Source organism: Clostridium caldaquaticum, assembly GCF_023806125.1.
In the GTDB taxonomy this organism is placed as follows: Bacteria; Bacillota; Clostridia; order Clostridiales; family Clostridiaceae; genus Clostridium_AT; species Clostridium_AT caldaquaticum.
Map to the genome: position 1 here is coordinate 17,486 of NZ_JAMSKT010000022.1, position 14,850 is coordinate 32,335.

Below are 14,850 nucleotides of genomic sequence, written 5' to 3' on the forward strand. Positions count from 1 at the left end.
AATATACTGGAATTATGATACAAATGATGCAAAATAATTCGACAACTATTAAAAAGGAGGTTTTCATATGAGCAAAAAGTACTATAATGTAGGAGGCTCAAAACCAACTCTACCCAGTTTAGTTATATTGATACTAATTATCCTTCAATTTAGCGGTAATGGATTAGGATATGACAAACATAGTTTTAACGGTATAGATAATGGTATCCTATTCATAATTGCATTATTCTACTTAAGCTGCTGCAATACATGTAAAAGTGACTGCTAATTAAACTGAAACCATATAAGTATAAAACCCCGGAAGTTCCGGGGTTTTATATGTTCTATTTTAAACCTTGTTAGTAAGCTTCAACCATTTTCTTTACCATTTGGCCGCCTACTGATCCAGCTTCTCTTGAAGTTAAATCTCCATTATAACCTTGTTTAAGATTAACTCCCACTTCGGTAGCTGCTTCCATTTTAAATCTGTTCAAACCTTCTTTAGCTTGTGGTACTAAAACTCTGTTATTATTTGCCATTTAAATTTCCTCCTTTATTTCTTTATTTAATTATTTTTATTGTCCTATGGTTGTATTATAAGTATATACTGTATATGAATTAATATCCTATGAAATTCACGGTATAAATAGAAACATTTAACAAAAAAATAAAAAACTCTATAAATCAAAATGATTCATAGAGGCAAAATATTGGTGCACCATCAGGGACTCGAACCCGGGACCCACTGATTAAGAGTCAGTTGCTCTACCAGCTGAGCTAATGGTGCATATTAAATCGTACCAATTATGTATAACCTTCAAAAGTGGTGCGCCCAACAGGAGTCGAACCTGCGACCGTTGGATTCGAAGTCCACCACTCTATCCAGCTGAGCTATGGGCGCTTAATTACACTATCCTAAGCATGATTGGAGCGGGTGATGGGAATCGAACCCACACGACCAGCTTGGAAGGCTGGGATTCTGCCATTGAACTACACCCGCAAATTTCAAATTTAAATTTATTATTTTATGGTCGGGGTGACAGGGATTGAACCTGCGACCTCATGCTCCCAAAGCACGCGCGCTCCCATCTGCGCCACACCCCGATATATGGTGCACCATCAGGGACTCGAACCCGGGACCCACTGATTAAGAGTCAGTTGCTCTACCAACTGAGCTAATGGTGCATATATGGTGCGACTTAAGGGATTCGAACCCCTGGCCTACTGCTTAGAAGGCAGTTGCTCTATCCAACTGAGCTAAAGTCGCATATTGGAGCGGGTGATGGGAATCGAACCCACACGACCAGCTTGGAAGGCTGGGATTCTGCCATTGAACTACACCCGCAAATTATTGGAGCGGAAGACGGGATTCGAACCCGCAACTTTCACCTTGGCAAGGTGACACTCTACCATTGAGTCACTCCCGCATATTTGGTGCAGATGAAGGGAGTCGAACCCCCACGCCGAAGGCGCTAGATCCTAAGTCTAGTGCGTCTGCCAGTTCCGCCACATCTGCATCTTTTATTAAATTGGTGGCTCACCGGGGAATCGAACCCCGGACACCATGATTAAAAGTCATGTGCTCTACCGACTGAGCTAGTGAACCGCTTTTGGCTGGGATGGCAGGATTCGAACCTACGAATACCAGAGTCAAAGTCTGGTGCCTTACCGCTTGGCAACATCCCAACATCATACTTATGGGGTGAATGATGGGACTCGAACCCACGACACCCAGAGCCACAATCTGGTGCTCTACCAACTGAACTACATTCACCATGTGGTGCGACTTAAGGGATTCGAACCCCTGGCCTACTGCTTAGAAGGCAGTTGCTCTATCCAACTGAGCTAAAGTCGCATGTTGGAGCGGGTGATGGGAATCGAACCCACACGACCAGCTTGGAAGGCTGGGATTCTGCCATTGAACTACACCCGCAGATTAAAATTTAATTTTTATGGTCGGGGTGACAGGGATTGAACCTGCGACCTCATGCTCCCAAAGCACGCGCGCTCCCATCTGCGCCACACCCCGAAACCTTGGGAGTTCTTACCGAACTCCCGACGACATAGATTATTCTACACGATATATTTAAATTCGTCAACACCTATTTTTTATTTTTTTAATTTTTTTATTCTATTTTAATTTTTTTATGTTTATATCAATATTTTTATTATCAATATTAAGCAGTGCTATGCTCTTTGAAAAATCTCTTGGAAGTGCGGCACTTCCAGGATTAACAAACCAGATTCCCTGCTCAAAGATTACAAGAGACTCATGAGTATGACCAAATAGAACTATATCTGCCTGAACTTCCTGTGCTTTATATTTTATACTATTTAAATCGTATTTAACATCATACCTATGACCATGTGTAATAAAAACTCTTTTCCCTTCTATTATCTCAAGCCTTTCTACCGGCGCAGAGTTTCCAAAGTCACAGTTTCCTCTTACATTTATAATCTCCCCATTATATTTCCCTTTAAAAAATTCAATATCTTCTGTATTATCTCCAAGATGTATTATCATATCAGTATCTTTTACAATATCTAAAAGCTGATTTAATACATAATTAAATCTATGAGTATCACTAATAACAGCTATTTGCACTTAGATCTTCACCTTCCTCAATTCTTCTTTAAGCTTAGCTAATGCTCTAGCTCTATGACTAATAGAATTTTTTTCTTCCTCACTCATTTCTGCAAAGGTTTTATTAAATTCAGGTACAAAGAATAAAGGGTCGTACCCAAAACCGCCTTCTCCATGCAATTCTTCCATTATATATCCTTCTATCTCACCTTGAACCTTTATTGAAGTATTTTTATCTACAATTAGAGCTATAGCACTTACAAACTTAGCTTTTCTTTCCTCAAAAGGCTTTCCTTCAAGCATTTTAAGAAGCTTCTCATTATTTTTTTTATCATTGCCATGTTCACCTGCAAATCTTGCAGAATATACTCCTGGTGCTCCCCCTAAAGCCTCAGTCATAAGCCCTGAATCATCAGAAAGCACCATAGAATCTCCTTTTAAATCAAATATTTCTTTTGCCTTTTTATAAGCATTTTCCATAAAAGTAGTTCCATCTTCCACTACATCTATATCTATCCCAGCCTCTTTAAGAGAAACAACCTCTACAGGAAATTCTCTTAAAATAGCTTTTATTTCTTTAATCTTATGAGAATTATTACTTGCAATTATAAGTTTTTTCATTTTCTCCCCCCTGTTCCTATCCATAAACAATCAGTCTTTAGTGCATCTTTCTGTGCCTGAATCATATTTTTTGCTCCCTTTTCACCAAGCGCAAGAAGCTCCTCTAAATCTTTTCTTGAAAATGGACTGTCCTCCCCTGTACCCTGAATCTCTATAAATTCTCCTTCATCAGTCATAACTATGTTCATATCTACCTTTGCATTGGAATCCTCAGCATAACATAAATCAAGAACCTTAGTATCCTTAATAATACCTACACTCACAGCACTTACGAAACTGCGTATGGGATAAACATCAAAGGAAGTCTGTCTGTGCAGTTTGTTAACAGCATCCACCAGTGCCACAAAAGCCCCTGTAATAGAAGCAGTTCTAGTACCTCCATCTGCTTGTATTACATCACAGTCAATCCATATAGTCTTTTCTCCTATAGCTTTTAAATCTACAGCTGACCTAAGTGCTCTTCCTATAAGTCTTTGTATTTCCATAGTTCTTCCATCTATCTTCAGCTTTGATATATCTCTTGGCTTTCTAACTTGAGTAGACCTTGGAAGCATATTGTATTCACAGGTAATCCATCCTTCTCCTGTCCCTTTTAAAAAAGGCGGAACCTTATCTTCAATAGATGCAGTACAAATTACCTTAGTATCTCCTACTTCTATAAGTACAGAACCTTCAGCATGTTTTATATAATTTCTTGTTATCTTAACAGGTCTTAACTGATCATTTTTCCTTCCATCTATTCTCATATTAATCCTCCAATCAACTTTCTTAAAATATATCTTTTATATTAGCACATAATACTCATTATATACAAAATTTATTAATATTTTCATCTATTACAAACAATTCGTCTCTTTCTGGTGGCTTAACCTCATACTCAATTTTATTTTCTACAAGTATTCCCTTGTTTTCAGTAATTTTTCCAATAATTACAGCATTAATGCCTGCATTCTTTAATTTCTTTACAAGAGCTTCTCCATTTTTTGAAGTTATAAGCATGCTTCCAGAAGAAATAAATCTTAAAGGATCTAAACGCAGCTTACTGCATATATTTTCTGTTACCTTGCTTACAGGCATTTTATCTCTATACACTTTAAAGCCCACTTTGCTAGCCGTAGCCATTTCCCAAAGTGCTCCTAAAACCCCGCCTTCAGTTATATCATGCATTGAATTAACCCCAAATTCTCCTGCTATAATACCTTCTTTAACTACACTTATACTGTTAATATAACCTTTAGCCTCTTCTATCTCATCATTACTTAATACATCTTTTACATAATTAAAATAATCATTTATAACAATAGATGTACCTTCCATACCAAGCTCTTTTGTTACAATAATATCATCACCAATTTGAGCTCCTGAAGTAGCAACAGCCTTCCCCTTTCTTCCCTTACCTATGGCAGTACAGGAAACAATCAGCTTATTTACAGACCTTGTTATTTCAGTATGGCCGCCTAGTATTTCTACATTTAATTTTTTAGTTTCCTCATCTATTTGAAACATAACATCTTTTATTTCATCTAAAGTGGTACCTTCTGGAGCAAGTATTGTTACAAGTATTCCTATTGGCTCTACTCCACAGGAAGCAATATCATTACAATTAATATGAACCGCAAGCCTTCCTATATCACTGTCTGCTCCTGTTATTGGATCTGTTGATACTACACAGTCAAAATCTCCATACTCAATTATACTGCAGTCTTCTCCTATACCGCTCTTTACTCTTACATCTTTTCTATCTACACTTCTATTATTACTAATTATTTCGTTCAAATCATCCCAATTTAACTTTCCAGCTTTCATAAAAATCTCCTTTCTTAAAAAGTAAACAAGCACTATTTCGCACTTTAATTCATATTATTTATAAGGATTAATTTTTGGTGGTGTATGTTTTGAAGTATATAGGTCCATTCTTAAGAATGAATACATTAAACAGCGAAAACATTGAAAAACAATTATTTTTTCTAGCAAAAGAATCTGTTAAATTCTTAGTTCTTAATTCTAGATGCGGAATAACTGTTCCCTCTAACGAATTAAAGGCAAAGAATTTACCTAACATTGATAATAGCATAATTCATTCAATTTCTCCACTTTTATGTATATATAAAAAAGCTAATCCAAAACTGATAAATATTGGAGGAAACCTCTCCTTTGATTATGATGCCTTGAAAAAAGAGATAACTATAGAAAGCAACGGACTTATGACCTTAAGCTTACTAGAACTTATAGATTACTATAAAAAATTTAAGGACATAGATAGCAAAAAATATTCATTAAGCAATCTTTACTTATTTTTATGCAGAAAACAACTAGAGTTTTATGCTGCAAATTTCAGAAACATAGAAGGAGTTTTTGTAGACAAAAAAAATGTATCTCGCGAATTAGCAGATGATTTTAAATTTGAGGAAAAAAATAAAAAATTCAAGTATTCCGATCAAGCATTTATGATGACTGCTTTTTATAAATATTCATTATATGATAATGGAAAATGCGGAGAAGAATACCGAAACTTTTCTCTTGATATTTTAAATATGTTTAAAGAATATAAGTATGAGCTGTATTTATGCTCTAAAGAGGAAATATGTAAGTTATGCTTTGCTTTTAATTTGTTCTATGAATATTCAAAACTTCCAGAAGCTAATCTTATTGTTCTTGACTTAATGGAATTTCTGATGGAAAAGGATAAAGATATATTACCTATTGATACAGAACTTGATTTAGAGCAGGACTTTTTTGTTTTTATTAATTCTATGATGCTTTTCCATAATACCGGTATTCTTAAATTTAAAGATAACGCTGAAGAAATTTACAATAAACTTTTAGATCTTTATGAGCCGGAACGAGGAATATTTATTAAACCTTGTGATAAAAAAGAAATCACTTACAGCTGCATTGACATAATGGCTTATCTTCTTTCTATCTTATATCATAGTAAGCTTTTTGGAAAAAGTAAAGATTCAAACATGATCATGATTGACGTATTCAAAAGACAATTAATAGACTCAGAATTAGTATTAAGCTGGCCTTCTAGTCCTGAATTAGATGACGTAGAAAGATATAAGAATTTTTCATCGAAAGCCGAAGACTTATTAGATGAACAAGATTTCAGAATGGCTTCTATACCAACTCCTGAAACTTCTGAACTTCCTCCTGTATTTATAAAGAATGTAACTTACAATAAGAAAAAAGAAGTGTTTTCCCAAGGAAAAAGTACTTTTGACAGTTCAAAAAACATGTTTATATTTTTACTTATTATATATTTGTATAAATTGTCAGAAGAACCTGACATCGAAGAAGGCTCGGTGTAAAAATGGTTTTTTTTACACCTATCTCCTATATCTAAATAACATAAAAAATAGTATTATGAACAAACTATAACTACTGAATGTTATTACAGATTCGTGGAGTGATGTCTTATGACAAATATAAACTGTGCCGAAAACTGTACCTATTCTGTAAACGGAAAATGTACATTAAATCAGATTGCCACCTCACTTAATCTGTTAAATCTTACAAATACTTGTGCTTATTACATTCCTAAAGAAACTATAAAGAAAACTCCCCAAAAAACTTAGGGGAGTTTTCAACTTTTTTAATTTTTTACATATGCTCTATCAAGTTTAACATTTCCCTCAGGAGTAATATAAATACCTTCAATATTGGATTTTTTACATAGCACAATATTTTTAAAATACAGCGGCATCATAGGCATATCATCAATTAAAATTTCTTCTACTTTTTCTAATAATTCCTTACGTTTAATTTTATCCTTTTCAAACTTAGCCTTTAAAATTAAGCTGTCAAATTCACTATTTTTATATCCATAAACATTCAGTTTGGAAGTAGATACCCAAGACTCTAAAAGAGCTAAAGAATCTTTATAAAAAGAAGTGTAATCAGTTAATATCATATCATAATCCGAATTTTTGATAATATCCTGAAACTCACTTTCATTATAACCTTTACAATCTATATGAATATCTAAAGCTTCTTTAATTCCCTTAGCTACAGCTTCACATAATTTTTTATTTTCAATAGTGTTTAAGTAAACCAATTTGAAACTTTTACTATTAACATATTTACTTTCTGCTAAAAATTTTTTACTAAGGACTGTATCTGCAGTATTTTTTATTAACATTTTTCTATTTATAAAAATATTATCTTCTTTTAAACCATCTGGCAGATAAGCTGCTGCAGTTTTTACTGTATTATTTAAATTTTCTACTGCTAAGTTTTCTCTATCAATTGCTAAAGAAAGTGCTTTTCTAAAATTTACATCTGCAATAATTCCGTCTTTGTTTAAATTAAAGTTTATACTGGTACCACTGTCTATTGGTACAGCTTCTCCTTCACCATCTATTATAAGATTTTTACTTTCTCCCATTGGCGGATTTGTAAATATATTAATTTTAGAAGTTTTAAAACCAGCCAAGGCTTTTTCGCTGCTATTAAGTGCAGTTACATAAATTTTATCGCTTTTAACTTTATACATATCATAATAGTTTTCATTTTTTAGTAAGGTTATTTCTCCAGTTTCAGATACATAATCTATTATAAAAGCACCTGAATAATTTATATTATTATAAGTTTCCCTCCAGCTTTCAAGCTGCTTATTAACTTTTCTAAGAGTATATATAGGCTGACCTAAAATTTTAATAAAATAATCTGCTGGATAATTTAATCTTATTTGGAGGGTTTTATCGTCCTTTGCTCTAATAGCTACATTATCAAAAGACTTTTTACCATTTTTATAATCTTCTGCTCCAAATATGTAATACAGTTGATAAGCATAGTCATTATCTTGTTTAGGGTTTAAAATACTTTTAAAAAATTCTACAAAATCTGATGCTTTTATCTTAGTACCATCACTCCATTTTACATCTTCACGAAGATTAAAAGTGTAAGTCATCTCATCTTCGCTTACTGTCCAGCTTTCTGCAATACCTGGAGCAATATTGCCAGATTCATCAATTTTAACTAACCCTTCAAATAATAAAAGAAGCAAATCCTTCCCTCTTACATCATTGCCTTTTAAAAGTTTTAAATCCTCTGGAATCTTTCCTATATCATATACTAAATAATTATCTGCTTTATTATCCTCTTTTTTTTCACTTGTCTTCTTCTCTATGCAGCCCCCATTTAACAGCATTAAAATAATAAAAACCCATAAAATTATTTTTTTCATAAGTTAACTCTCCACACATAACTTTATTGAATTTTAAAACAAAAAGTTTCTTCAAATCCTATCTCTAAATTCTAACCATTAATATACGAATTAATCAAAGTTATGCTATTGAGGTAAGTATTTAATAAAATTGAATTTATTAACTTCAATAATATCTGAATTTTCTCCCAGAATACACATATGTTCTTTAATTATGCTGTATCCATCCTTAAACATAATATTTCTTTTTATAAATAAGTTTTGTCTTGAATAACTTATTGTCTGTTCAAATTTTCCTGTAGTTATATAAACTCCCTTATGAGCTTTATTCTCATCTAGCTTACTTACAAAAAAGTTCATCTCCTCTTTTAAAACCATCTCAGCCTTATGGTACTTAAAAAGCACTGTTTCTTTAATTCCTGTGAACCTGATAATAAGCATATCACTTGTTTTAATTATTATTTTATAATCTATATTAGATTTCCAGCATATCTTAGTCAAATATTTTAAAATAGTATCTATCTTTATTATCTTTAATTGAATTCTTGCTCTTTCTATTTCTTTTTCCCTTAATTTGTAGTATAAAAAATCCAAAAGCTGAGCCATTATTTCCTCCTAGTTATTGCTAGTTCAAAGTTTACACTACATTATATGTATAAATATATAAATTCTTAACTTTAAATAAAAACTAAAAGGATGCCCTAAAGCATCCTGATTATAGTTTATTTAATTCCTCAGTTACTAATTTGTTTGCTATTTGCGGATTAGCTTTTCCTTTTGATTCTTTCATAACTAACCCTACAACAAAACCGATGATTTTAGTTTTTCCGCTCTTATAATCCTCTACAGCCTTTGGATTATTTTGAAGTACTTTGACTACTACTTCTCTGATAGCTCCTTCATCACTGTTTTGAACAAGTCCTTTTTCCTCTACTATAGCTTTAGGAGATTTTCCAGTATTGAACATATCTTCTACTACTTTTTTACCTATATTATTTGAAATGGTTCCTGAATTTATCAGCTTAATTAGCTCTGCTAAATCCTGCGGCTTAAATTTTAAGTTTTCAACACTCATATTTTTCTCATTCATAAGCCTTGAAATATCACCCATAAGCCAGTTTGATGCTGCTTTTGCATCATTACTTTCCTTAGCCGCAGCTTCAAAGAAATCAGCCATAGCCATAGATAATGTAAGAACTCCAGCATCATATTTAGGTATACCAAACTCTTTAACAAATCTTTCAGCTTTTTCATGAGGAAGCTCTGGTATTGTACTTCTTATCTCTTCAATCCATTCATCGCTTACATTAAGAGTAACTAAATCTCCTTCTGGGAAATATCTATAGTCATTAGCCTGTTCTTTATTTCTCATGACTACAGTAACCCCAACTGCTTCATCATATCTTCTAGTTTCAACAAAAAGCTGTTCTCCGCTTTCTACAGCTTTAACCTGTCTTTCGTATTCATAATATAGAGCCTTCTCAAGTGCTTTAAATGAATTCATGTTCTTAATTTCAGATTTCACTCCAAATTCACTGGTTCCTTCTGGTCTTATGGATATATTCCCGTCGCATCTTAAAGAACCTTCTTCCATTTTTACATCAGACACTCCAATTGAACTTAATATGCTTTTTAACTTTTGAAGATAAAGAGTTGCTTCTTCAGGAGTTCTAATATCTGGTTTTGAAACTATTTCTATTAACGGTACTCCTGCTCGATTGTAGTCTACTAATGTTCCTGCAGATGTATGAAGAAGCTTTCCAGCATCCTCTTCAATATGTATTCTCTGTACACCTATTTTTTTCTTTTCTCCGCTTTCAAGTTCAATCTCGATGTATCCATCGTAGCATAAAGGAATTTCATCCTGAGTTATTTGATAGTTTTTAGGATTATCAGGGTAGAAGTAATTTTTTCTATCCATTCTGCTTATATTATGTATTTTACAGTTTAATGCAAGTCCTGCTTTTATTCCATATTCAACTACTTTTTTATTTAACTGCGGAAGAGAGCCTGGAAGCCCTAAACATACAGGACAAACATGAGTATTAGGCTTACCTCCGAATTCTGTAGTACATCCGCAGTATATTTTTGTATTTGTTGAAAGCTCTGCATGGACTTCTAATCCAATGACTGCTTCATATTTCATACGTATTTCCTCCTTTGTAAATGCCTTTTTATAAGTTAGGCATCATCTTGTGCCAATCTGTAGACTGCTCAAAACTATAAGCTATATTAAAGAGCACATCTTCTCTAAAATAATCTCCCATAAGCTGAAGCCCAATCGGCAAGCCGTCTGCCATACCGCAAGGTATTGAAATAGCTGGTATACCTGCAATATTTACAGGCACAGTATATATATCTGACAAATACATAGAAAGTACGTCATCTACCTTTTCACCTATTTTAAAAGCTGTTGTTGGTGCTGTAGGTGAAATTATAGCATCAAACTCTTTAAATACTCTTTGGAAATCCTGCTTAATCAGATTTCTTACCTTTAATGCTTTTTTATAATAAGCATCGTAATAACCTGCAGAAAGCACATAAGTTCCAAGCATTATTCTTCTCTTAACTTCTTTTCCAAAGCCTTCATTTTTAGACTTATAGTAAATATCAACAGCATCATTAAATTCTGTTGCTCTATGTCCATATCTTATTCCATCAAACCTAGCTAAGTTTGATGAAGCCTCAGCACTTGAAATTATATAATAAGCAGCTAATGCATATTCTGAAAGAGGCAGAGAACATTCTAAAACATCAGCACCATTTTCTTTAAGAACATTTATAGCCTCTTCAACAGCCTTTCTTACATCTTCACTGAGCCCCTCTCCAAAGTACTCCTTTGGAACACCTATTCTCTTTCCCTTAATATCCTTAATTAAGCTTTTTGAATAGTCCTGTACTTTTACATCTGCTGTAGTTGAATCTTTTCTGTCAAAACCTGCGATATACTGAGTAAGAAGTGCGCAATCTTCAACGTCTCTTCCAAAAGGTCCTATTTGATCCAAAGTAGATCCAAAAGCAACAAGTCCATATCTTGAAACCCTTCCATAAGTAGGTTTAAGTCCAACTATTCCACAAAGAGATGCTGGCTGTCTTACAGAACCGCCTGTTTCTGAACCTAATGAAATTGGTGCTTCGCATGCTGCAACTGCTGCAGCTGCTCCTCCTGAAGAACCTCCTGGTACCCTCTCTAAATCCCAAGGATTTTTTACTAATTTATAAGCACTATTTTCATTAGAAGACCCCATAGCAAATTCATCCATGTTAAGCTTACCAAGAATTACTGCATCTTCTCTTTTTAAATTTTCAACAACATGGGCATCAAAGGGTGCTTTATAGTTTTTTAATATTTTAGAAGCACAAGTATTTTGCATCCCCCTAACGCTTATATTATCTTTAATTGCTACAGGTACTCCAGCAAGTCCTCCTAAAGTCTCTCCTCTGCTTATCTTTTCATCTAGCTCTTTTGCCTTTGAAATAGCTTCTTCTTCAGCTACATAAAGATAAGCTCCTAGAGTTTCATCAACCTTTTCAATTCTATTTAGGATACTTCTAGTTACTTCCTCTGCTTTTACTTCTTTTTTATTTATAAGTTCTTTAATTTCATGAGCTTTCAGCTTATGTAATTCCATTTAAATATACCTCCTGCTACTCAATAACCTTAGGAACTAAGAAATACTCTTCTAATTTATCTGGAGCATTTAAAAGTACATCCTTAAGCTCCATAGAAGAACTGACTTCATCTTCCCTCAGTCTGTTTTCTATGTAATAAGGGTTAACTAATATTTCTACATTTTCAGTATTTAATTCATTTAATTTTTCAATATACCCTAATACAGCGTTTAAGTCATGGGTAAGCGCTTCCTTTTCTTCTTCAGTGAAGCTTAATCTAGCAAGTTCTGCTACATATTCAACATCTTTTTTAGTAACTGACATTTCAACTCTCCTCTTTTCTTCATAATCCTAGTCAATATTTACTATTCTACCACAAAATAAACTTTTTAGGCTAGAATGTAAAGAAAAAATACATCAATACTACAAATATTGATGTATTTTTTAATATTATTAAATTATTGAACTCTCATGAGTCTAAAAAACATGGAACCAAAAGCCATAATAAAGCAAATGGCAGTATATATTAAATCTCTAAAACTGGATTTCAGATAAAATATTCTTATGCCCCAAACAATCATAGTAAAAAACAAGCACCACTGAAGGGTATAGTAATCATAAAAATACTTTATGTACACAAAATGATATGTAGAAAGCATTGTTAAAATTAGAGATATGATAGTCAATGATACTCCTACCCACCCTAATATATTGATTATCTTTTTCATTTCTGCCCTCCTATATTTTTTACAAGTATGATATGATTATAAATCTAGTGCTTTCAGAATAACTAATTCTTTGTCCATGCTATATAATACCCTAAAAAACTTCTGCTGTAAATAGTATTTCTATATTTTTACAAATATTTTACTACATGGAATTAAATTCTTCTTCTGATAATATCTTAATCCCCAGCTCTAAAGCTTTGTCATACTTTGAACCTGGATCCTTTCCTGCAATCACATAATCTGTTTTCCTGCTTACACTGCCTGAAACCTTAGCACCAAGTAACTGCAGTTTTTCTTTAATTTCTGTTCTGCTATAGCCTTCAAGACTTCCAGTAACTACTACAGTTTTTCCTGCAAAAGGATTATTTGAAACTGCCACTTCTTCAAAATGAGGTTTAACTCCTAAGCTTAAAAGCTCATTTATACTATTAATTATTTTCTCCTCTTTGAAATATTCTATTATACTTTGAGCTACTATATCACCAATATCCTGTATAGAAGTAAGTTCCTCAAAAGAGGCCTTTTGTAAGTTTTCCAAAGTTTTAAACCTTTTTGCTAAGTCTGTAGCTGTTTTCTTTCCGACATTTGGAATTCCAAGTGCAAATATAAAAGAAGACAAATCACAATCCTTGCTTTTTTCAATTGCATCTAACAAATTCTGTGCTTTCTTATCTCCAAACTTTTCAAGAGTTAATAATTCTTCCTTTTTAAGTCTGTATAAGTCTGCAATAGATTTAATATCCAGTTTTTCAAAAAGCATTTCAGCAGTCTTTTCACTGAAGCCTTCGATATTCATAGCCTCGCGGCTTCCAAAATGCACAATGCTTTTTACCATCTGCGGCTTACAGGATAATGTATTATCACAAAAATAATGTACTCCTTCTTGAATAAGCTCACTGCCGCAGGCAGGACAATATTTAGGAGCTTCAATTTCTCTGCTGCCTTTAACTGTTTCCAAAGCAACTCCCATTATCTCTGGTATTACGTCATTGGAACGGCGTACAAATACCTGACTTCCGATTTTTACTCCTTTTCTTTTTATATCATCCATATTATTAAGTGTAGCTCTCTTTACAGTAACTCCTGCAAGCTCCACAGGCTCTAACAGTGCGGTAGGACTTACTCTTCCGCTTCTTCCAACATTCCATTCTACACCTAGAAGCTTTGTTGTAGTTTCCTGAGCTTCAAACTTAAAAGCTATAGCCCATCTAGGAAACTTAACTGTGTAGCCTAAAAGTTCTCTTGTTCTTGTATCATCAATAACTATAACTGCTCCATCTATATCATAATCTAAATCATTTCTTATTGATTTTATATACTTAATCTCTTCTTCTATTTCTTCTACTGTACTGCAGCTTTTTATATAGTCGTCCATCGGAAATCCTTTTTCTCTAATAAAATTAAGCATTTCACTATAGCTTTCAAAAGGTTCTCCTTCAGTATAACCTATATCATAAAAAAATGCAGAAAGGTTTCTTCTTGCAGTTTCTTTTAAGTTTAAGTTTCTCAGTGCTCCTGCTGCACCGTTTCTTAAGTTTTTAAGAGGAACCTCAGCCATACTGTTATATTCATCAAAAGCCTTTTTTGTCATTATAGCTTCTCCATGAATCTCAAATAGATAGTCATTATCTATCTTTAAAGGAAGAGTCTTTATTGTCTTTGCCTGAGCAGTGATATCCTCCCCTACAGTTCCTGTTCCCCTTGTAGCAGCTCTAACTAAAACTCCTTCTTCGTCATAAGTGCAGTTAAGAGTAAGTCCATCAAATTTCTTTGTAATTATGTATTTAAGTTCTGGAAGCTTATCTTCGTGAGTTCTATTATACTCTGCCACAAACTTTCTATTTCTATTATCCCAATCTATAAGTTCTTCTAATGATTGTGCTTTATCTAGGCTCCAAAGCTTTCCTCTATGAGAATACTTCTGAAACTCAGATAATACTATGTCCCCTACTCTTTGAGTCGGAGAATAGGGAAGAACATATTCTGTTTCTTTTTCAAGCTTTAAAAGCTCATCATATTTTTTATCGTATTCTTTATCAGAAATAACTGGATTATCGAGAACATAGTAATTATAAGCATGTTTATTTAGTTCTTCTACAAGTTCTTTTATTCTTTCTATTTTTATTTCTCTATCCTCCATATTTTACCTCCAAACAAAT

At 33.2% G+C, this 14,850-nt stretch carries 15 protein-coding genes and 15 tRNA genes; 3 read left to right on the forward strand and 27 right to left on the reverse strand.

Going from position 1 to position 14,850, the window contains the following annotated elements; genetic code table 11:
- Positions 1-67 precede the first annotated feature (67 nt).
- Positions 68-268, forward strand: coding sequence for a hypothetical protein (locus tag M2651_RS12625; RefSeq protein ID WP_252132710.1), 201 nt, complete (start codon positions 68-70; stop codon positions 266-268).
- Between the two features lie 70 nt (positions 269-338).
- Here M2651_RS12625 and M2651_RS12630 read toward each other — a convergent pair whose 3' ends face one another.
- The 20 genes from M2651_RS12630 to M2651_RS12725 form a co-directional block, all read right to left on the reverse strand.
- On the reverse strand, positions 339-518 hold the full coding sequence (locus M2651_RS12630) for an alpha/beta-type small acid-soluble spore protein (protein ID WP_252132711.1): 180 nt from the start codon (positions 516-518) through the stop codon (positions 339-341).
- Positions 519-690: 172 nt separating this feature from the next.
- Positions 691-766, reverse strand: a tRNA-Lys gene (locus tag M2651_RS12635).
- Positions 767-803: 37 nt separating this feature from the next.
- Positions 804-880, reverse strand: a tRNA-Arg gene (locus M2651_RS12640).
- A gap of 25 nt (positions 881-905) precedes the next feature.
- Positions 906-979 (reverse strand) — tRNA-Gly (locus tag M2651_RS12645).
- A gap of 28 nt (positions 980-1,007) precedes the next feature.
- Positions 1,008-1,083, reverse strand: a tRNA-Pro gene (locus tag M2651_RS12650).
- 5 nt (positions 1,084-1,088) lie between these two features.
- Positions 1,089-1,164: transfer RNA gene (locus M2651_RS12655), tRNA-Lys, on the reverse strand.
- Positions 1,165-1,169: 5 nt separating this feature from the next.
- Positions 1,170-1,246 (reverse strand) — tRNA-Arg (locus tag M2651_RS12660).
- 4 nt (positions 1,247-1,250) lie between these two features.
- Positions 1,251-1,324, reverse strand: a tRNA-Gly gene (locus M2651_RS12665).
- Positions 1,325-1,331: 7 nt separating this feature from the next.
- A tRNA-Gly gene (locus M2651_RS12670) sits at positions 1,332-1,406 on the reverse strand.
- Positions 1,407-1,411: 5 nt separating this feature from the next.
- Positions 1,412-1,495, reverse strand: a tRNA-Leu gene (locus M2651_RS12675).
- A gap of 14 nt (positions 1,496-1,509) precedes the next feature.
- Positions 1,510-1,585, reverse strand: a tRNA-Lys gene (locus tag M2651_RS12680).
- Between the two features lie 5 nt (positions 1,586-1,590).
- A tRNA-Gln gene (locus M2651_RS12685) sits at positions 1,591-1,665 on the reverse strand.
- Positions 1,666-1,677: 12 nt separating this feature from the next.
- A tRNA-His gene (locus M2651_RS12690) sits at positions 1,678-1,753 on the reverse strand.
- A gap of 4 nt (positions 1,754-1,757) precedes the next feature.
- Positions 1,758-1,834, reverse strand: a tRNA-Arg gene (locus tag M2651_RS12695).
- A 4-nt stretch (positions 1,835-1,838) separates the two neighbouring features.
- Positions 1,839-1,912 (reverse strand) — tRNA-Gly (locus M2651_RS12700).
- Between the two features lie 20 nt (positions 1,913-1,932).
- Positions 1,933-2,008 (reverse strand) — tRNA-Pro (locus M2651_RS12705).
- A 102-nt stretch (positions 2,009-2,110) separates the two neighbouring features.
- On the reverse strand, positions 2,111-2,584 hold the full coding sequence (locus M2651_RS12710) for a metallophosphoesterase (RefSeq protein WP_252132712.1): 474 nt from the start codon (positions 2,582-2,584) through the stop codon (positions 2,111-2,113).
- On the reverse strand, positions 2,585-3,184 hold the full coding sequence (locus tag M2651_RS12715; protein WP_252132713.1) for an XTP/dITP diphosphatase: 600 nt from the start codon (positions 3,182-3,184) through the stop codon (positions 2,585-2,587). It lies immediately after the preceding gene.
- The gene (gene rph, locus M2651_RS12720) at positions 3,181-3,930 is read right to left on the reverse strand and encodes a ribonuclease PH (RefSeq protein WP_252132714.1); all 750 of its coding nucleotides are present in this window, start codon (positions 3,928-3,930) and stop codon (positions 3,181-3,183) included. Before rph ends, M2651_RS12715 begins: the two co-directional genes overlap by 4 nt.
- A gap of 58 nt (positions 3,931-3,988) precedes the next feature.
- A complete protein-coding gene (locus M2651_RS12725) occupies positions 3,989-4,990 on the reverse strand; it encodes an AIR synthase family protein (protein WP_252132715.1) in 1,002 nt (333 codons plus the stop codon).
- Between the two features lie 80 nt (positions 4,991-5,070).
- On the opposite strand from M2651_RS12725, the gene M2651_RS12730 reads away from it, so the two are divergent.
- Complete coding sequence (locus M2651_RS12730) at positions 5,071-6,495, forward strand: hypothetical protein (RefSeq protein WP_252132735.1); 1,425 nt, start codon at positions 5,071-5,073, stop codon at positions 6,493-6,495.
- A 108-nt stretch (positions 6,496-6,603) separates the two neighbouring features.
- Positions 6,604-6,762: a hydroxymyristoyl-ACP dehydratase gene (locus M2651_RS12735; RefSeq protein ID WP_252132716.1), complete on the forward strand. Its 159-nt coding sequence runs from the start codon at positions 6,604-6,606 to the stop codon at positions 6,760-6,762.
- A gap of 17 nt (positions 6,763-6,779) precedes the next feature.
- Here the strand turns inward: M2651_RS12735 and M2651_RS12740 are convergent, their stop codons facing one another.
- The 7 genes from M2651_RS12740 to ligA form a co-directional block, all read right to left on the reverse strand.
- The gene (locus M2651_RS12740; RefSeq protein ID WP_252132717.1) at positions 6,780-8,372 is read right to left on the reverse strand and encodes a peptide ABC transporter substrate-binding protein; all 1,593 of its coding nucleotides are present in this window, start codon (positions 8,370-8,372) and stop codon (positions 6,780-6,782) included.
- A 105-nt stretch (positions 8,373-8,477) separates the two neighbouring features.
- Positions 8,478-8,957, reverse strand: coding sequence for a hypothetical protein (locus M2651_RS12745; RefSeq protein ID WP_252132718.1), 480 nt, complete (start codon positions 8,955-8,957; stop codon positions 8,478-8,480).
- A 109-nt stretch (positions 8,958-9,066) separates the two neighbouring features.
- A complete protein-coding gene (gene gatB, locus M2651_RS12750; protein ID WP_252132719.1) occupies positions 9,067-10,497 on the reverse strand; it encodes an Asp-tRNA(Asn)/Glu-tRNA(Gln) amidotransferase subunit GatB in 1,431 nt (476 codons plus the stop codon).
- Between the two features lie 28 nt (positions 10,498-10,525).
- Positions 10,526-11,983 (reverse strand): Asp-tRNA(Asn)/Glu-tRNA(Gln) amidotransferase subunit GatA, encoded by a 1,458-nt coding sequence (gene gatA / locus M2651_RS12755; RefSeq protein WP_252132720.1) that lies wholly within the window; start codon positions 11,981-11,983, stop codon positions 10,526-10,528.
- A 16-nt stretch (positions 11,984-11,999) separates the two neighbouring features.
- Complete coding sequence (gatC, locus tag M2651_RS12760) at positions 12,000-12,287, reverse strand: Asp-tRNA(Asn)/Glu-tRNA(Gln) amidotransferase subunit GatC (RefSeq protein WP_252132721.1); 288 nt, start codon at positions 12,285-12,287, stop codon at positions 12,000-12,002.
- 134 nt (positions 12,288-12,421) lie between these two features.
- Complete coding sequence (locus M2651_RS12765; protein ID WP_252132722.1) at positions 12,422-12,691, reverse strand: hypothetical protein; 270 nt, start codon at positions 12,689-12,691, stop codon at positions 12,422-12,424.
- Positions 12,692-12,833: 142 nt separating this feature from the next.
- On the reverse strand, positions 12,834-14,831 hold the full coding sequence (ligA, locus tag M2651_RS12770) for an NAD-dependent DNA ligase LigA (protein ID WP_252132723.1): 1,998 nt from the start codon (positions 14,829-14,831) through the stop codon (positions 12,834-12,836).
- Between the last annotated feature and the right edge of the window lie 19 nt (positions 14,832-14,850).